The 17,595-nt window shown below is 41.0% G+C and carries 17 protein-coding genes; 11 read left to right on the top strand and 6 right to left on the bottom strand.

Annotation, left to right across the window (positions count from 1 at the left end; translation table 11 throughout):
* Positions 1 to 418: 418 nt before the first annotated feature.
* The 4 genes from AAHK14_RS13160 (at position 419) to AAHK14_RS13145 (ending at position 3,669) form a co-directional block, all read left to right on the top strand.
* The gene (locus AAHK14_RS13160; protein WP_065254975.1) at positions 419 to 1,168 is read left to right on the top strand and encodes an electron transfer flavoprotein subunit beta/FixA family protein; all 750 of its coding nucleotides are present in this window, start codon (positions 419 to 421) and stop codon (positions 1,166 to 1,168) included.
* A gap of 149 nt (positions 1,169 to 1,317) precedes the next feature.
* Positions 1,318 to 2,250 (top strand): FAD-binding protein, encoded by a 933-nt coding sequence (locus AAHK14_RS13155; RefSeq protein ID WP_065254976.1) that lies wholly within the window; start codon positions 1,318 to 1,320, stop codon positions 2,248 to 2,250.
* Positions 2,251 to 2,383: 133 nt separating this feature from the next.
* On the top strand, positions 2,384 to 3,208 hold the full coding sequence (locus tag AAHK14_RS13150) for a threonine/serine exporter family protein (protein WP_062498115.1): 825 nt from the start codon (positions 2,384 to 2,386) through the stop codon (positions 3,206 to 3,208).
* Positions 3,208 to 3,669, top strand: a complete 462-nt coding sequence (locus tag AAHK14_RS13145) for a threonine/serine exporter family protein (RefSeq protein WP_065254977.1) — start codon at positions 3,208 to 3,210, stop codon at positions 3,667 to 3,669. Before AAHK14_RS13150 ends, AAHK14_RS13145 begins: the two co-directional genes overlap by 1 nt.
* On the opposite strand, the gene AAHK14_RS13140 is transcribed toward AAHK14_RS13145, so the two are convergent.
* A complete protein-coding gene (locus AAHK14_RS13140; RefSeq protein ID WP_065254978.1) occupies positions 3,670 to 4,422 on the bottom strand; it encodes a ParA family protein in 753 nt (250 codons plus the stop codon). It abuts the gene before it with no gap.
* Positions 4,423 to 4,687: 265 nt separating this feature from the next.
* Entirely contained in the window at positions 4,688 to 5,350 is a 663-nt protein-coding gene (rsmG, locus tag AAHK14_RS13135) for a 16S rRNA (guanine(527)-N(7))-methyltransferase RsmG (protein WP_065254979.1), read from the bottom strand.
* A gap of 168 nt (positions 5,351 to 5,518) precedes the next feature.
* On the opposite strand from rsmG, the gene AAHK14_RS13130 reads away from it, so the two are divergent.
* The 4 genes from AAHK14_RS13130 (at position 5,519) to AAHK14_RS13115 (ending at position 11,488) form a co-directional block, all read left to right on the top strand.
* On the top strand, positions 5,519 to 7,888 hold the full coding sequence (locus AAHK14_RS13130) for an ATP-binding protein (RefSeq protein WP_065254941.1): 2,370 nt from the start codon (positions 5,519 to 5,521) through the stop codon (positions 7,886 to 7,888).
* A 111-nt stretch (positions 7,889 to 7,999) separates the two neighbouring features.
* The gene (locus tag AAHK14_RS13125) at positions 8,000 to 9,364 is read left to right on the top strand and encodes a sulfatase-like hydrolase/transferase (RefSeq protein ID WP_065254942.1); all 1,365 of its coding nucleotides are present in this window, start codon (positions 8,000 to 8,002) and stop codon (positions 9,362 to 9,364) included.
* Between the two features lies 1 nt (position 9,365).
* Positions 9,366 to 9,968 (top strand): fused MFS/spermidine synthase, encoded by a 603-nt coding sequence (locus AAHK14_RS13120; RefSeq protein ID WP_065254943.1) that lies wholly within the window; start codon positions 9,366 to 9,368, stop codon positions 9,966 to 9,968.
* A complete protein-coding gene (locus tag AAHK14_RS13115; protein WP_065254944.1) occupies positions 9,968 to 11,488 on the top strand; it encodes a spermidine synthase in 1,521 nt (506 codons plus the stop codon). Before AAHK14_RS13120 ends, AAHK14_RS13115 begins: the two co-directional genes overlap by 1 nt.
* A gap of 118 nt (positions 11,489 to 11,606) precedes the next feature.
* On the opposite strand, the gene AAHK14_RS13110 is transcribed toward AAHK14_RS13115, so the two are convergent.
* Positions 11,607 to 12,209 carry a 4'-phosphopantetheinyl transferase superfamily protein gene (locus AAHK14_RS13110; protein ID WP_065254945.1) on the bottom strand — a complete coding sequence of 201 codons (603 nt, stop codon included), beginning with the start codon at positions 12,207 to 12,209 and terminating at the stop codon, positions 11,607 to 11,609.
* Between the two features lie 181 nt (positions 12,210 to 12,390).
* On the opposite strand from AAHK14_RS13110, the gene nth reads away from it, so the two are divergent.
* Positions 12,391 to 13,038, top strand: a complete 648-nt coding sequence (gene nth, locus AAHK14_RS13105) for an endonuclease III (RefSeq protein WP_065254980.1) — start codon at positions 12,391 to 12,393, stop codon at positions 13,036 to 13,038.
* A 136-nt stretch (positions 13,039 to 13,174) separates the two neighbouring features.
* On the top strand, positions 13,175 to 13,471 hold the full coding sequence (locus tag AAHK14_RS13100; RefSeq protein ID WP_065254946.1) for a hypothetical protein: 297 nt from the start codon (positions 13,175 to 13,177) through the stop codon (positions 13,469 to 13,471).
* A 443-nt stretch (positions 13,472 to 13,914) separates the two neighbouring features.
* Here the strand turns inward: AAHK14_RS13100 and AAHK14_RS13095 are convergent, their stop codons facing one another.
* The 3 genes from AAHK14_RS13095 to AAHK14_RS13085 form a co-directional block, all read right to left on the bottom strand.
* On the bottom strand, positions 13,915 to 14,358 hold the full coding sequence (locus AAHK14_RS13095) for an Mpo1-like protein (protein ID WP_065254947.1): 444 nt from the start codon (positions 14,356 to 14,358) through the stop codon (positions 13,915 to 13,917).
* A 118-nt stretch (positions 14,359 to 14,476) separates the two neighbouring features.
* Positions 14,477 to 15,250, bottom strand: coding sequence for a nicotinamide riboside transporter PnuC (gene pnuC, locus AAHK14_RS13090; RefSeq protein WP_065254948.1), 774 nt, complete (start codon positions 15,248 to 15,250; stop codon positions 14,477 to 14,479).
* Between the two features lie 223 nt (positions 15,251 to 15,473).
* Positions 15,474 to 16,697, bottom strand: a complete 1,224-nt coding sequence (locus AAHK14_RS13085) for an NAD(P)/FAD-dependent oxidoreductase (protein ID WP_065254949.1) — start codon at positions 16,695 to 16,697, stop codon at positions 15,474 to 15,476.
* A 130-nt stretch (positions 16,698 to 16,827) separates the two neighbouring features.
* Here AAHK14_RS13085 and pgsA point away from each other — a divergent pair, with 130 nt between their 5' ends.
* Entirely contained in the window at positions 16,828 to 17,475 is a 648-nt protein-coding gene (pgsA, locus tag AAHK14_RS13080) for a CDP-diacylglycerol--glycerol-3-phosphate 3-phosphatidyltransferase (protein ID WP_065254950.1), read from the top strand.
* Positions 17,476 to 17,595: the final 120 nt, after the last annotated feature.

Genomic DNA, 17,595 nt, shown 5'->3' with positions numbered 1-17,595 from the left:
ATATCATTGATTAAGCACTCAAAGCAATTTGGGTGCTTTTTGTTTTTGTTATTTTAGCAATGTATAATCAATTAACCCTAATTCGCACCCATGCTAATTTTAAAAAATTCATTTGTCGCATGGTAGGGTGTGTGGTACGCACTTTACTGTCATTGGTGTATTTTAACGTTAAAGGATTATGTTTTGGAAAAGCGTGTAAGGGTAAATTGCAATTTATCCTATGGTTAGATTTTTAAAAGAGTGCTGTTTTTCATTACCTAATTTCCATATACCCAAACCGCCAAAAATAAAAATGACTGCTCATTCACGTTAAGTATTTGACCAAAATTTGTAAATTTTAGACAATCTAGCATGGCATAAAGCTGATAAATGTGATATATTTTTATTAAATTTTTAAAACCCAAAAAACGGAGTAACCATGAAAGTATTAGTTGCCGTCAAGCGTGTTGTTGACCACAACGTCAAAGTGCGTGTTAAAGCAGATGAGTCTGGCGTGGACTTGACCAACGCCAAGATGAGCGTAAACCCATTTTGTGAAATTGCCATTGAAGAAGCGGTTCGCTTAAAGGAAAAGGGCGTGGCAAGCGAGATTATCGCTGTATCTATCGGCACCAGTCAATCGCAAGAACAACTGCGTTCGGCATTGGCATTAGGTGCTGACCGTGGGGTATTGGTTGAGACGGACGCCAAACCATATCCGCTACAAGTCGCCAAAATCCTAAAAGGCGTGGCAGAAGCCGAAGGGGCAGAGCTTATCCTACTCGGCAAGCAAGCCATTGATGATGATAATAACCAAACAGGGCAAATGCTGGCGGCACTCATGAATGTCGGTCAAGGCACCTTTGCATCCGAAGTGGTGGTAGAAGGCGGTGCGGTCAAAGTAACTCGTGAGATTGACGGTGGTTTGCAAACCGTGAATTTGCCACTGCCTGCGGTTGTTACCACAGATTTGCGTCTTAATGAGCCACGCTTTCCAAAACTACCTAATATCATGGCAGCCAAGAAAAAGCCACTAGACACCAAAACCCCTGCCGATTTTGGCGTGGACATGACATCTAAACTGACCACATTAAAAGTCAAAGCCCCTGCCGAGCGTAGTGCAGGCGTAAAAGTGGCGAGCGTTGATGAGTTGATTGATAAGCTTAAAAACGAAGCGAAGGTAATTTAAAGTAATTTCAAAATTAATTAAAATGTGGAAATGTAGGGGTGATTTATTCACCCATAAGTCCAAATTAGGGCAAATGTGATTTGCCCTTACATCTCCCAAATTAATTTGACCATTTATTTGACTATTGTAAAGATAAAAAGGATACAGCCATGACCGTATTAGTTTATGCTGAACACGACAACCAAGAATTAAAATCGGCGACCCTTGCCACAATCACCGCCGCCAGTCAAATTGACAGCGACATTCATGTATTAGTGGCAGGCTCAAACGCCCAAGCCGTTGCCGACAGCGTCGCCCAAGTATCAGGCGTGAGTAAAGTGCTACTTGCTGATAACCCTGCCTTTGCCAATCAGCTTGCCGAAAATGTCGCCCCATTGGTGGTAGAGCTTGCCGGTGCATATAGCCACATCATCGCCCCTGCGACCACGACAGGTAAGAACTTTTTGCCCCGTGTGGCAGCTCTGCTTGATGTGAGCATGGTATCAGACATCACGGCAGTGATTGATGCCAAGACTTTTGAGCGTCCTATCTATGCAGGTAACGCCACAGCAACCGTACAATCGGCAGAAGATAAAATCGTGCTAAGCGTGCGTGGTACAGCGTTTGACTCGGCACCTGCCACAGGCGGTAGTGCAAGCGTTGAGAGCGTGAGCGTGGGCGGTGATAGTGGCAAATCTAGCTTTGTGGGTGAAGAGCTTGCCAAATCTGACCGTCCAGAACTAACATCTGCCAATATCGTGGTATCAGGCGGACGAGCGTTGGCAAGTGGCGAGAACTTTACCAAATACATCGAGCCACTGGCGGACAAACTCGGTGCCGCCATGGGTGCTAGCCGTGCGGCGGTGGACGCAGGTTTTGTACCCAATGATTTGCAAGTGGGTCAAACCGGCAAAATCGTTGCCCCAAATCTGTACATTGCCGTGGGTATCTCGGGAGCGATTCAGCACCTAGCAGGTATGAAAGACTCTAAGACCATTGTGGCGATTAACACCGACCCAGAAGCTCCGATTGCGAGTGTGGCGGATTATTTCTTGGAAGCGGATTATCAAGTGGCAGTGCCTGAGCTGACTTCTAAATTGTAATTGATAAGACTTACCAAAAACGCATTTGATGATATCAAGTGCGTTTTTTATTAGGCGAGTTCATACTGTATTTTTCGTCCATTTTGGATTACAATAATCGCCTTATTCTTAGCCATTTGCCGTTATCTCTGCCATGTCCGATGTGATGCCCAAAAAACTGCCCTATCTGTCGCACGAAGAGCAACAGCGAATCACTCGCCTGTGCGTTCGCTGTGCGTTGTTGCTCATGCAGTATGGGGCGGAGTCAGTGGTTGTGGTGGATTTGACCAAACGTTTGGGCGTGGCGTTGGGCGTTGGGGGCGTGGAATGCGGATTGTCTTTTAATGCCATTACGCTCACCACGCTGTATAATGGACATTGTATCACAACCGTACGCAACACCGTTCATCAGGGGATTAATGTGAGTATCTTGGTGCAGATTCAGCAAATCGTCCTAGATGTCGAACGTCAAAGACAAGCAGGCGGACGAGACGAACACGCCGTTACCCACACCGAAAAGCGACTGGATAATATTGACCGCACCACATATCCCAACACGCTCATGGCATTTTTTGTGGGTATGTCCTGTGCTTGTTTTGCTTATCTTAACGGCGGTGGTTTGGCTATCTCGCTGGTAACGCTCGTGGCAGGGTTTTGTGCCATACGCACTCGCATGTATCTGTCCGCTCATCATTTTAACCCTTTTGTGGTGGTCATCATCACCGCCTTTGTGGCGACTTTACTTGGGGCGGTGGCGTACTTTTTAGAGCTGGGGGTCAATGCCGATGTGGCGGTGGCGTCTAGCGTGCTGTTACTGGTGCCGAGCTTTCCTATCATTAACGCCTTATCGGACATTTTAAAGGGGTATATCAACATGGGGGTAGGGCGGTGGATGTTTGCAACCATGCTGACGTTGTCGGCGTGTGTGGGGATTGTCATCGCCTTGATTTTGTTACGCATACCGCATTGGGGGCTGTGATGACCGTGCTAACGCTACTGACGAATGTGGGGCTGTCTTGCGTGATTACGCTGGGGTGGTGCTTGATGTTTACGCTACCGAGACGTTATGTCGGGCTGTGTCTTATCATGACGGCATTGGGTTATGTTACCAAAACAGGGCTGTTGGCGGTGGGGAGTCATCTGGCGGTGGCGACATTTTTTGGGGCGATGTTGCCGAGCTTTTTGGGGGTGTATTTTGCTCAGCAACATGGGCTACCGCCAAAGGCACTCATCGTGCCGAGCGTGATTTTTCTCATGCCGGGTATCGTGGCGTATAAGGCAATGGTGAGTATGGTGCAGATAGGGTATTTTGGGTTTAGTATGGAGCTGTTTGTACTGATGATGACTTACTTTTTTGAAGCGATTTTTGTCATCTCGGCATTGGTGTTGGGGCTGTCGATTCCAGGGATTTTGTTTTATCGCAGAAAGCCCATTGTGTAGTTAAGGCTGTCCCAACACTTCATTCATGAGCTGATGATAAGCGATAGCCCCCTTGGACGATTTTTCGTATTCAAAAATAGATTTGCCAAAACTTGGAGCTTCTGCCAATCGGATACTTCTTGGAATGACGGTTTTGTACAATTTTTCGCCAAAATAATTTTCAAGCTCCGCCGACACATCTTGAGCAAGCGTACTTCGCCCGTCATACATCGTCCGCACCACGCCACGAATGTGCAGTTTGGGGTTGATTTGGGTCAGCTTTTCAATCGTATCTATCAAATCAGCAATGCCTTCTAAGGCAAAATACTCGCACTGCATGGGGATAATCACGCCGTCTGTGGCGACAAGGGCGTTCACGGTCAGCATACTAAGACTTGGGGCGCAGTCCATGATGACATAGTCGTAGTCTAGCTTGGCGTTTTGTAGGGCATTTTTTAATAAAAGCGGTGCGTCCGCCACGTCCGCAAGCGACACATCAATCCCTGCCAAATCACGGTTTGCCCCCACCACATCAAGGTGCTGACTTGCCACAATGGTCTTGACAAGTGGCACATCGTCAAGCAACACGTCCGCCACCGTATAATCTAGCTCATTTTTATCAAGCCCCAGACTGGTTGTGGCGTTGCCTTGTGCGTCAAGGTCAATGAGTAGCACCCGTTTTTTGCCGATAAGTGCCAACGCACTTGCCAGATTAACCGCCGTTGTGGTTTTGGCGACCCCGCCTTTTTGGTTGGCGATTGCGATAATTTCCATAAAATACCTTTACTATCAATTTGTTAGATTAGGGTAAATTACCCAATATTTCAATTTTTGGTATTGTTAATTAACCATACCTTTGGGCGAATAAATTGCCCCTACACGTCCAAATTTTAAAATAACTTTAACGCTTTGGTTCTGGTTTAAAAAGTATGCTATTAAGAAAACCGTTCGTGGTGAGCTTGTCGAACCATAACGGTTTTCCGCTACCCTTCGACAAGCTCAGGGCGAACGGAAAACCTAGTTCAGCATACTTTTTGAACTACTGCCAACGCTTTAAATACACCACACACCGCTCATCGCTCATTTGTGGCACAAAAATAGGCTTAATGTCAATTTGCCAATCTGTCAAATTTGCCACATCATCGCCAGTCGGGGCTTTACCTTTCATGGCATATAACACGCCGTCCGCCTTTAAATAGGGCTTGGCAAGATTGACAAAATCATCTAAACTTGCAAACGCCCGAGACGTAATGACATCAAACGCCCCGTCAAAATCCTCAATGCGACTTGCCACAGGATTGACGTTGGCAAGACCCAATTCGCCCACCATTTGACGGATAAATCGCACCTTTTTGCCATTGCTATCTAGGGCGGTAACGTGCCAATCGGGACGCATAATGGCGATAATCACAGACGGCAAACCTGCCCCTGTGCCAATGTCAAGCACGCTTATGCCTGATTTATCAGCAAAAGGCAAATCCGCCACAATCGCCAAACAGTCCAAAATATGCTTGATAAATGCCTCTTTTGGGGCGGTAATGGCGGTGAGATTGTACGCTTTTGTCCAAAGCAAAAGATTATCCAAATAGCCGAGCAGTTGTTTTATTTGTACTTCACCAAATGTTAAATTTAGCTTATCAGAAACTCGCTCTAATTCACGAGCAAATTCATCGGCATGGGTGGATATTTTATGATAAGTCATGTTTTTATAAATAATAATTGGGTTGTTTAAGTTGATTTTAACGGCTTTTTGCTATACACCCTTCGACAAGCTCAGGGCGAACGCAAAAACACCGTCAATTTGTAAATCCCCTATTTTATCACGTTTTAATCTGTTAAAATATCCCTTTTTCATATTTTAATAACAACAATGACCGACCAATTCACCGCCTACCGCCTACCGCCTACCGCCCTAAAACGCTACACCGACACCCACGCCCTACCGCCCGACAGCACGCACGCACGCCCCGCACCGCACCACTTTGGGCAACGCCGAGCCGTCAATGCCATACAGACCGCCCTTGACATCAAGGCAAACGGCTACCACGTCTTTGCCGTGGGCGAAAACGGGCTTGGCAAACGCACGCTCATCACACGCCTGCTTGCCGAGCGTGCCAAACACGAGCCGACCCCGCCCGACTTGGTGTATGTGCATAATTTTGACGCACCTCGCCACCCCATTGCACTGACCCTGCCAAGCTGTCAAGGGGCGATTTTTGCCAAAGATATGCACAAACTTTGGCATGAATTGTATAAAAAAATCATCGCCAAATTTAATAGTATTAGCTACCAAAACAGCATTACCGCCATTAAGCAATCCGCCCAAAAACAAGAAAGAAATTTGCTTGATGAAATCAACGCCACCGCCAAAAGTCATAATTTGACCTTATTACACTCTGCCGACCAAAAAGCAGTATTTACCCCCATTGATGACAAAAAACCCATTAACAATACCGCCCTTGATAAATTACAAAAAAAATTAACCAAAATAAACATAGAATTGGACAATTTAGATGATGAAGTCAATCAAAAAATAGATGAACTTCACGAAACGCTTTTGATTAAAATCATCACGCCATTATTTACCCCCATTTTAAAAAAATATGTTGCAAAATCCGATAAAAAAATCAGCCAATATTTAAACGACTATCAAAAAGACATCATAGAAAATATCCTATTTATCGTAGAGCATGATGAAGACTTTATGGTAAAAACGGCAAATATCCCCAATCGCTATTATGTCAATGTGGCGGTCAGCCATACGCCAAATAGCGGTTCGCCCATTGTCTTTGAAGATATGCCAACCCACCCCAATCTGTTGGGGCATATTGAATACATCACTCAGCTTGGCACGATTTTGACAGATGCGAGCATGATACGGGCAGGGGCATTGCATAAAGCCAATGGCGGATATTTGTTATTAGAAGCGTCATCGCTATTAGAACACCCCTATGCGTGGCAAGGATTAAAGCGAGCTTTGCAATCAAAATCGCTTAGCATATCAAGCCTTGAACAAATGCTAACCCTAACAGGCTCGGTATCTTTATCGCCTGATAGTACGCCATTATCGGTAAAAGTGATATTATTGGGCGAGCCTGATTTATATTATGAATTATTAGAATTTGAACCTGAATTTAATAACCTATTTAAAATCCGAGCCGATTTTAATGACACCTTGCCACGCAATCACGACAGCGAATTATTTATCATTGGAAAAATTGCCGACATGATAAAAAAACAAGACTTGCCCATATTTGATAATACTGCCTTTGGTGCGATATTGGACGAATTGTCCGTCTATGCTGACGATAAAGACAAATTGGATTTGCACAGCGACAGATTATTACAACTTGTGGTAGAATCGGCACGGCAGTTTTATTATCATTCTCATGAAAATGATAATAAAAATATCCTCAAAACCGTCAATAAAACCCATGTCCAAAATGCCTTAGATGATATCAAAGAACGAAAGGGTTATTTAAAAGAATTATATTGGCAAGAGATTCAAAACGGACAACAGCTCATCAATACCACAGGAAAAGCAGTCGGGCAAATCAACGCCTTGACCGTGATTGCCTATGCCGACAGCGAATTTGGCTTACCTGCTCGGCTTACCGCGCTCATCGCCCCTAAGTTTGGCACAGGCGAAATCCTAGACATAGAGAGAGACGTGGAGCTTGGCGGAAGTTTGCACGCTAAGGGAATGCTTATCATGACGAGCTTTTTACGCTCATTATTTAGCCAATTTGTCGAGCTTAACTTCTCAGCAAGCCTTGCCTTTGAGCAAAGTTACGCCCACATTGACGGCGACAGTGCCACCCTTGCCGAATGTGCCGTGCTACTGTCCGCCCTTGCAAATGTGCCTATAAATCAATCACTTGCAATCACAGGCTCCATGAATCAGCTTGGGGACGCTCAGGCGATTGGCGGTGTGAACGAAAAAATTATCGGCTTTTTTGACGCTTGCTTTGAGCGTGGACTAACGGGCGAGCAAGGCGTGATTATCCCAAAAACCAACATCGGACAGCTTATGCTCCCTGATAATGTCGTGGGGGCGGTAGAGCGTGGTAAGTTTCATATTTATGCGGTAAGCAGCATTTATGAAGCGTTGTTTATTTTGACCGATATGTCGATTCATGATAAAAATAAAAAAGGCGATTATAAAAAGGATACGCTATTTGGCAAAATTGTAAGACGGCTTATGGCGTGGGAAGATGATGATAATGGAGTGAAGAAATGAATGGAGTTATTGTGAAATCCTTGAAAGCTTTAGCTTTCAAATCTTGATTTATTGAGCTTGAAAAGTCTCTTTTTTATGATAAAATAAACCTTATTTAATACAAAACCTACTATGGCAAACAAAAACTATCAAAAATCCAATATTTTCTATATAGCATCTTTCATATTTTTGATAAATGCTATATTTTTATTGGTGTGCTACAAGTATGGCTTTCAAAGACCAGTTATTAATATTGATTATCTGTTACTCATTTTATTTTTCTATAAAAGAAATTTTATAGGCAATACATTATTATTTATTTTTTTATCATTATTTTTATTTATTGAGCAATTGTTGATTGTTTTACAGGTATTTCCATTTATACAATTAAACAACTTATTTTATCTTTCTAGTTTTATTTTTAGTGGACCTGCACTCTATCAAGTTCTATTTTTTTCTTCAATTATCTTTATACTAACCTCCTTTTTTATAGTTAGAGATTTCTTTGGTAAAAGAATTAACATCAATAAAAATCACATATGGGCAAGTCTGTTTATTTTTACTGCAATTGCCACAACTTGGTCTTTTGTTCCACAAAAAATAATTACAAGTCAAACAATATTTTTTATTAAAAACAGTCAATCCAACTTACTTACTATCACCAATAAAAAGCCCATAGAAGACTTAACCACCGAATACGCTGGTCGCCCTTTGTATGACAGTGTGTTAAATCAGCAACCGATTTCCGATAAAATATTATTCGTGGTAAGTGAATCTTGGGGTGAGACTGCTCGCCCTAATCAACAACAAGCCATACTCAAACCCATTTATGACAAAAAAGACAAATTACAGTTCATTGAGCAAGGCTCCTTTCCCTTTGTAGGTGCAACTGTCATGGGTGAATTTAGAGAGCTCTGCAAAAAGAAACTTATGGTTATGGATAGTAAAAACATACCACCTCATGAATTTGAACAATGTCTGCCTAATTTACTAAAACAACAGGGCTATACCACCCATTCAATTTATGGTGCAGATGACCGACTATACTCCCCTAATTATTGGTATCCTCTTGCAGGATTGGATAATCGCCATTTCGTTGATGACTTACCTAACGGCGGTCAATGCATGTCTTTTGACGGACGTTGTGATGTACAGCTACTGCCATATGTGAAAAATGCATTACAAAGCTCTGATAAAAGTTTTGTATACTGGCTTACCTTAAATAGCCACGCCCCTTATGATGACAAGATATTTATTGACGGTATCGATTGCCAGTCTGTTGGCTTAAAAGACAGTACGCAATCTTGCAATAATTACAGACTGCACTACCAATTTTTTCACACCCTAAGCCAGTTAATTGATGATGAAAACATGAAAGGACTGGAGGTGTATGTTGTAGGTGACCACGCACCCCCTCTAACCAACCTAAAAGAGGGTTTGACTGCATTTAAAGGGGTTGATGTGGCTTGGCTACACTTTAAAATAAAAGAAAATTAACATGAATTCATCTCAAAATTTTATCAAAATTGTTTTTTTCGTCTCGGGCTTTTCGGCACTTATCTATCAGATAGCTTGGCAAAGAATGCTCTTTCAAGCCTTTGGTGTGGATTTAGAAGCCACCACAATCATCATTTCCATATTTATGGCAGGTCTTGGGGTTGGTGGCTATTTCGGTGGGCGTATTGCCGATAGATTTCCTACCAAACTCCTTCTTATATTTGCGCTTATTGAGTGTGGTATTGGTGTATTTGGTTTGTTGTCGCCCATACTGATACATTTTATTCAAGACACCTTTTTGTTATCAAGCAAATTGATCATTGCACTTGCCAATTTTATTTTATTGATAATTCCAACTTTTTTGATGGGGGCTACACTTCCACTACTAACAAGCTACCTTAATCAACGCGATAATAATACCGGCAACAACATCGGTTGGTTATATTTTGCCAACACCATTGGAGCGATGACTGCTTGTCTTATGACAAGTTTTGTATTATTCTTATTTTTAACACTAAATCAAACCATCTACTTGGCTGGTCTTATCAACCTTATCATTGCAAGCATGATTGCTTTTATTTACTTTAATAAAAAGGTGAAATGATGACAAAACTCTCTTTAACAAAAAAAGCAATCATTCTGTCTTTTTTAAGTGGCTTTCTAAGCCTATCCATAGAAGTCATTTGGATTCGTTTATTTGGTTTTTTTAGTGGTGGATTGCCCCAGGTCTTTTCTGTAACATTGGCTTTATTTTTATTTGGTATTGCTATTGGTGCTTTATTTGGCAAAAGAATTTGCCAAGAAACTTCGAATTCTAATAAATTATTAAATGAAATTGGTAAATATTTTTTATTAGCCGGGGTTGCTGATTTAATACTTTTATCTTTGTTAATTTTTATCCCAGCATCTACTGTTTTTGTTTTTGCTGTCGGCATGATTATCTGTGCCACTTTGCGAGGTGTTGCTTTCCCCATTGTACACCACATTGGCACACAGACCAATAAAACCGGGGCTGGCATCTCTAATGTATATTTTGCCAATGTTGTTGGTTCTACGATTGCTCCTATTTTAATTGGGTTTGTACTGTTAGGTTATTTTACCACACAAACGGTATATTTAATCATTGCCCTGTCAACCATGATTGTTTCTTATTTTTGTCTTGATGACAAAAGAAATAAAATATTCAATATCACCGCCTTGATTGCCTGTGGATTATTACTTATATTTCCGCAGAAACTTATGTACAACCTTTCAAATTTTGGCAAAAGCCCAGATTGGCAATTGGAACACCTTATAGAAAATAAGCATGGAGTTATTCAGGTTTTTAATGACGGTCATGGGGAACATATTGTTTATGGTGGCAACGCTTATGATGGACACATAAATACTTCACTATTTAATATCGTCAATCGTGTATCACGAGCCTACTATCCTTTGGTTGTACGCCCCGATGCTAAAGATGTTTTGGTTATTGGTTTATCCACTGGTTCTTGGACTCAAATTTTGACTCTACTACCCAACCTTGAAAGCATAACCATTGTTGAATTAAATCCTGGATACACCGAATTCAAAGCCTTCTCTGCCGATATGAAAGCCTTGGTGGAAAATCCAAAAGTTACCATAATTACCGACGATGGTCGTCGTTTTATCAATCGCAATCAGGATAAAAAATATGACCTAATCCTAATGAATACCACTCACTACTATCGCAATCAAGCCACTTCTGTTTTAAGTCAGCAATTTCTAGAAGGTGTTAAAAAATCTCTTAGCTCAAATGGTATTGTAACTTATAACACCACAGGTTTTGAGCATAGTTTTTTTACTGCCAAAAGTGTATTCCCTTATGTTTATCAATATGAAAACATGGCGATTGCAAGCAATAACCCCATTAAACACCCCAACGAGCAACAACTTTATGAGAGACTTTCTAGACTGAAATGGCAACACACCCAACAACCTGTTTTTCAGACATCAAAAGATTTACAAAGAGCTGTAAATATCATGAAAAGCTCTGCGGTTGAATTTGAAGATATCAAATTTCGCATAGATAAGACAAAACTTGAGGTAATTACCGATCAAAATATGATTAACGAGTATAAATATGGGTATTTTAATAGAGATTAGTCGTGTAAAATAACAAAAATAAACCCTAATTTTTCTATTGCAATGGCTTATTATAAAATTAATATTTTTATCATAAGCTGTTTTTTGGTTATTTGTTATTGATTAGCATACTTTCATTTCAATGTGCAACCAAATCAATAAGACAAATCACCCCATAATAAAACGGATATGCCACCGTTATCACACATTCGCCTATCCAGATGTTTTTAAAATAAAATTCCCCAATCTTATCATGGCACACATATCCGCTATCGTCCGTTATAAATACCGCCTTTAATTCATGAAGTGGCAGACGAATGCCCAAGCCATGTGCTTTTAATACCGCTTCTTTGATTGTCCAATAGACAAACCACAATTTATCATCTTGACTATTTTGCCAAGCATGATATTCATCATCATGAAAATAACGTTTGGCAAGGGCGTTTTTATTTAATTTACGATTGGCATTTTCAATATCCACTCCGATATTTTGAATGGTTAAACTATATATTAAGACATAATCAGTTTGGCAATGTGATTGATTAAAATGCAGATTGGGAATATTTTTTATAAAGGGTTTGCCATTATCTTCTTTATCATAAATGGGTATGGGTAAATGATTATTTTGGCAAAAGTTAATTAAATGAGTATGACGATGATTGACGATGATTTGTTTTTTATCAAGCGGTGTTAAATCATTTGATGCGATATTTGATAATGGCGTATGGTATAAATAAATCATAAGCAAGATATAAAAACGATATTGAGATTTTTAAAATAACGAGCGGTGCAGTTGTGGTATAATAATCATCAATTCTGATTTTGTCTAGCCCCTTGCCATGACCGCCAAAAACACCCAAGCCAAAACCACAAAAACGAAACTCACCACTGCCAAAACTGCCGACACGCCAGCATCTCGTCCGATGAATGCCGAAAAACGTGAGCGGTTTTTTGCCAAGCTGTCCGAGCATATCAAAGAGCCTGTGACTGAGCTCAACTACTCGTCCGATTTTGAGCTACTCATCGCCGTCATGCTCTCCGCCCAAGCCACCGACAAAAGCGTGAACATCGCCACCGCTCGTCTATTTCCCGTGGCGAACACGCCAAAGGCGATTTTGGATTTGGGACTGGACGGCTTAAAGGGCTACATCAACTCAATCGGGCTTTATAACTCCAAAGCGACCAACGTCATCAAGACCTGCCAAGACCTGCTAGACAAGCACGGCGGACAAGTGCCACGTACCCGAGATGAGCTAGAAGCGTTGGCAGGTGTGGGGCGAAAAACCGCCAATGTCGTGCTAAATACCGCCTTTGGCGAGCCTGTCATGGCGGTAGATACGCACATTTTTCGGGTAGGCAATCGCACAGGACTTGCCACAGGCAAAACGGTGCTGGCGGTAGAGAAGGCTCTTATGACACGCATTCCTGCCAAGTATCTTGTGGATGCTCATCATTATCTGATTTTGCATGGGCGTTATACTTGCATGGCTCGCTCACCAAAATGTGGCTCGTGCGTGGTGTTTGATGAATGTATGTTTAAGGATAAGGACAAATGGGCGGATTTGGCGTAACGATTTTTAAAAAGGCAGTAGCGTATTTGCAATATGTCTATATTCATCGGTAAGTTTTGCAGGCGGTGCAGTCTTTCCTATTCAAATCAATGACATTCATACTGTTTCTAAAAAAGAGCATATCATTTATTTTAGAATGTTAGAAAATGATGGTATCAAAAATTTCCCTTACTCCTTAGAAAGCTGTAAGCAAGTAACTTTAAAAATAGAATATAGAGAATGGGAGTGGGACGACAAGCTGGAATTATTTTTTAATAATTTATTTACACTAAATAGCGGTACAAAAAGCCTAAATCGCACCATAAGTCAATTAAAAGAACATGTTAAAAATAACCAAACATTTATATTACAGCCAACAAAATTGAATTTTGCCACAAAAACCGTTCGCCATAAGCTTGCCTACGGGTCGGTTTTTGTTCGTGGTTCGACTTAGCTTACCACGAACAAAAACCGTGGTGCTTTTTCATTTTGTAGAGCGTAAGTGATGTTAGGCTTTTTAATGCCACCCAAACAATCAATGTGAAATTTTTAGCAAAACTCTAGATATAAAAGACACTCTAACCATTAGTTTTGTAGAAAATCAACCAAAAGAACCAATGACATTTTTGCAACCTTATCGCAATTCATCAAGGATTGAAAATCGGTTTAAATAATCATTTATCTTGCCTTAAAATAATCCACTTGCGTTACCCACTTATATTTTAATTGCCAAAATACCGCTTGAATGGCGTAATTATCAGGCGTATTGTCAATATCAAAAATCCCTTGCCAAGTTTGTTCTTTATTACTGATAAAATAAAGTTAATAATGCCATAACAGAACATTGTGATGACATTATAATCATTTTATCAGCAAAAAGCCATGACAAAATTGGGGTTATGATTGTCGGGCAGGGGTTTTGCCAAGCAGTGCAAATGCCACCCACAAAGGTCCAATCAGCAAAAATTGCAAATCTTCAAAAAATGACGGCTTTGCCCCTTCGACTTTATGCCCAACAAATTGCCCAATCCACGCCACCACAAACACCCCAACCCAAAACCAAATACCAACAGGGGTAAACACGGCAATACCAAGACACAGCCCATAAAAGGCAAGCATGGCAATAAAGGACGACAAAGACAATCGCACATAAAACCACAGCACGCCTATCGTAACGACTGCGAGCAGATACACAGAAATGTGATAAAGTAGGGCGACAATGGTCAAAAAGATAATCGGCACACAGATATAATGAATGCGTTTGTTAGTGGGATTTTGATGGCTGACGGCATATTCGGACAGCCAAAGTGATAAGGGTTTTTGGGATTTGAATGGGTGCATAAAATGTCCTTATTTAAGTGGGTTAAACCATGGCTATTTATATAATTTAACCCATTGTAAAAACATTGTCAATCGTTTGCCATGATAAAAATTTAAGGTTAAGATTTTTAAATTACTGTTAAATGGATTTTTGATTATTTATTTTGGCTTTATTTATCTTTTCACTGCGATACCAGCCATATAACCCAACAATGGCATTGACCTGATAAACCATGGTCTGAATGGCAAAAATATAATTGGCGGTCATGATATTGACAATAAGCCAAACCATATTAACAATAATCCACAAATACCAATTAAATGAATATCGCATTATCATCGTGGCTTGGGCGGTAACGGATAAAATAAATGCCAAAATGTTAATGGTATAAAAGCTAATCCCCATAAAGGTAGTGCCGTCATCTTGATAAATGGCGTAATTATGAGTGGTAAGCCAATCATTGATAATTGGAAATAAATAAATGCCAATGCCGATAAATAAAACGGTAATTATCCACACATATTTATTTGCCGATTGCGGAAGCATATCGCCGTCTGCGTCCGTGTTCTTTTTCCAATAAATCACGCCCCAAACGTGCGTAAAAAAGTTAAAGAGTGGGGCAAGCATGAGTCCAATCGCTCCACGACTGCCCTGCACGACCACTTCGCCTGCCGTGGCAAGCATACCAAAGCCGTTGCCCATGACGTTTTTGCGAAAGGACAAGCCGACCACGCACAAAAGCCCGATGTAGGAGACGATAAGATAAAACCAGTCAAGCCCTGTGTGTTCGGTGGTTTGCCAAAAGCCGACAAATAGGGCGATGACCCCAACCACAAACCAAGCGATTATCCATTGCTTTGACCAATCTTTATCGCCAAATCCTGTGATATTGTCCAAAAATTTAAATTGCATGGGTCATCCTATTTGTTTAAGCAAATTATTAAAAACCATTTAAAAATTAAATCCGCTTTATATTTTCCTAAAATAAATATGTATTTGATTTTGCATTTTTGTCATTGGCTTTTTAAAAAGCAAGGCAATGATTGCTTTTAAGGTATTTTTAAGGCATTTTAAAAAAGATTGCGTATTTTATCAAGTCATTTTTGTGTAAAAATGGCTAAAAATCTGTTAGGTTTTATACCGCCATTGCACAAGCAAAACCACTTGCCCATGCCCAGTGAAAATTATAACCGCCAAGCCAACCTGTAACATCTAGTACCTCGCCGATAAAGTACAATCCATCGCACAGCTTGCTTTCAAAGGTTTTGCCAGATACTTCACAAGTATCCACACCGCCACGAGTTACCTCTGCCACTCGGTAGCCTTCGGTGCCTGATGGCTTGATTTGCCAGTCATTTAAGGTATCACCAAGGGTGATGAGTTCTTTGTCTTTAATGTTGCCAAGTTCGCTGTCTTTGTAAGTATGCCAAAAGTTGCTCTCCAACGCCAATAATAATTTTTTGGCAAAATATGGTGCTAAGGCGGTGCGAATGTATTGTTTGGGGTGTGCGTTTTTGTGTTTGATTAATAATTTGCCTGCATCTGTGTGTGGTAGTAGGTTGATGTGAATGTGTTCACCTAATTGCCAATAATTGGACAGTTGGAGCATGGCAGGGCCAGACAGACCCCGATGGGTAAATAGAAGCGGTAGGGCAAATTGGGCTTTATCATTAAAAGCGATGACATCCGTGCTAATGCCACTTAATGCTTTTGCCATGTGTCCGACATGGTCGGTAAAGGTAAATGGTACAAGCCCTGCTGATGTTGGTAGTATATGATGCCCAAACTGAGTTGCCACCTCATAACCAAAACCACTTGCCCCAAGTGTGGGAATGGATAAGCCACCTGTGGCGATGATGAGTGAGCGAGCAGATAAGATGTGCTCACGGCTGTCTTTATGTGTGCTTAGGATGAATTCATTATTTTTGTTGATGGTGTTAATTTTTGTATTTAGCCAAATGGTAACGCCATGATGGTGACACTCGTTTAGTAACATGTTTAGAATATCTTTGGATGATTCATCACAAAACAGCTGTCCATGCGATTTCTCATGAAAGCCAATGCCGTGTTTATAAATATAATTCATAAAATGATGGGGTGTGAATTTTGCTAATGCTGAACGCACAAAATGTGGGTTGTGGCTGATAAAATGCTCAGGGCGTACGTCCATGTTGATAAAATTGCACCGTCCGCCCCCTGACATGAGAATTTTTTTACCTGCTTTGTTGGCATGGTCAAGCACCAGCACACTTTTGCCACGCTGGGCAAGATGAAAAGCACAAAAAAGCCCCGAAGCTCCTGCTCCGATGATGATGGCATCAAAGTGGGTACTGGGTGATGATGGGAGTAGATGACTCATAAGACGATACAAAACCAGATATGAAAATTGTTTTATTTTACCCAAAATCTGTGTAAAAATCTTAAATTTTTACACAAAAGCCCCCCATTTTAGGGTATCATAGGCTCAAATTTTCATGTTTTAATCTGCCATGTCTAACAATAAGCCTAATAAGACTAGCATTTTTACCCTGCCCAATAACTTGACGATTGCTCGCATTGTCATGATACCACTCTTTGTGGCAATTGCATACATTCCCCCCGCACTTGGCATTGGTGTGCCTGCCATTCCTGATAATGCCATTGCCCGCCTTGGCATGCTTGAATACAGCGATAACATGCTCCGTCATTTTTTGCTGACATTTGTTTTTATATTGGCGGCATTGACCGATTGGCTCGATGGCTATTTGGCACGTAAATTGAACCAGAGTTCGGCATTTGGACGCTTTTTAGACCCTGTGGCGGATAAATTGATGGTGGCAGCAGCACTGATTGTTTTGGTACAGTGGCATCCAAACATCGTGATGGCGATTAGTGCCATTGTCATCATCTCTCGTGAAATTGCTGTGTCTGCACTGCGTGAGTGGATGGCAGAGCTTGGTAATCGTACCAGTGTGGCGGTCTCATATGTGGGTAAATTAAAAACCACATTTCAAATGATTGCCATTATTGTGTTGCTGCTTAACTGGGAGAGTTTGGAGACGTTGGGTTATGCCTTGATGGTTGTTGCGGTGATATTAACCTTATGGTCAATGATGATTTATCTTAGGGCGGCATGGCCTTATTTAAAGCAAAATTAAATTTGAAGTAATTAAATTTGAAGTAAAATTAACAAAAATCCACAATCATGTGTAAGTTGCGTATAATTGCCAAAAACGGCTTATGATATAATAAGCCGTTTTTTCTGTGGCTTATGCCAT

The organism is Moraxella sp. K1664 (assembly GCF_039693965.1).
Classification (GTDB): Bacteria; Pseudomonadota; Gammaproteobacteria; order Pseudomonadales; family Moraxellaceae; genus Moraxella.
This window is presented reverse-complemented; position numbering and strand designations above follow the sequence as displayed.

Coding starts and splice junctions, on each gene's coding strand:
- AAHK14_RS13160 (WP_065254975.1), top strand. CDS start 419: ATGAAAGTATTAGTTGCCGTCAAGCGTGTTGTTGACCACAACGTCAAA.
- AAHK14_RS13140 (WP_065254978.1), bottom strand. CDS start 4,422: ATGGAAATTATCGCAATCGCCAACCAAAAAGGCGGGGTCGCCAAAACC.
- pgsA (WP_065254950.1), top strand. CDS start 16,828: ATGTCTAACAATAAGCCTAATAAGACTAGCATTTTTACCCTGCCCAAT.
- rsmG (WP_065254979.1), bottom strand. CDS start 5,350: ATGACTTATCATAAAATATCCACCCATGCCGATGAATTTGCTCGTGAA.
- nth (WP_065254980.1), top strand. CDS start 12,391: ATGAATGCCGAAAAACGTGAGCGGTTTTTTGCCAAGCTGTCCGAGCAT.
- AAHK14_RS13120 (WP_065254943.1), top strand. CDS start 9,366: ATGAATTCATCTCAAAATTTTATCAAAATTGTTTTTTTCGTCTCGGGC.
- AAHK14_RS13145 (WP_065254977.1), top strand. CDS start 3,208: ATGACCGTGCTAACGCTACTGACGAATGTGGGGCTGTCTTGCGTGATT.
- AAHK14_RS13100 (WP_065254946.1), top strand. CDS start 13,175: ATGTTAGAAAATGATGGTATCAAAAATTTCCCTTACTCCTTAGAAAGC.
- AAHK14_RS13130 (WP_065254941.1), top strand. CDS start 5,519: ATGACCGACCAATTCACCGCCTACCGCCTACCGCCTACCGCCCTAAAA.
- AAHK14_RS13110 (WP_065254945.1), bottom strand. CDS start 12,209: ATGATTTATTTATACCATACGCCATTATCAAATATCGCATCAAATGAT.
- AAHK14_RS13125 (WP_065254942.1), top strand. CDS start 8,000: ATGGCAAACAAAAACTATCAAAAATCCAATATTTTCTATATAGCATCT.
- pnuC (WP_065254948.1), bottom strand. CDS start 15,250: ATGCAATTTAAATTTTTGGACAATATCACAGGATTTGGCGATAAAGAT.
- AAHK14_RS13150 (WP_062498115.1), top strand. CDS start 2,384: ATGTCCGATGTGATGCCCAAAAAACTGCCCTATCTGTCGCACGAAGAG.
- AAHK14_RS13085 (WP_065254949.1), bottom strand. CDS start 16,697: ATGAGTCATCTACTCCCATCATCACCCAGTACCCACTTTGATGCCATC.
- AAHK14_RS13115 (WP_065254944.1), top strand. CDS start 9,968: ATGACAAAACTCTCTTTAACAAAAAAAGCAATCATTCTGTCTTTTTTA.
- AAHK14_RS13155 (WP_065254976.1), top strand. CDS start 1,318: ATGACCGTATTAGTTTATGCTGAACACGACAACCAAGAATTAAAATCG.
- AAHK14_RS13095 (WP_065254947.1), bottom strand. CDS start 14,358: ATGCACCCATTCAAATCCCAAAAACCCTTATCACTTTGGCTGTCCGAA.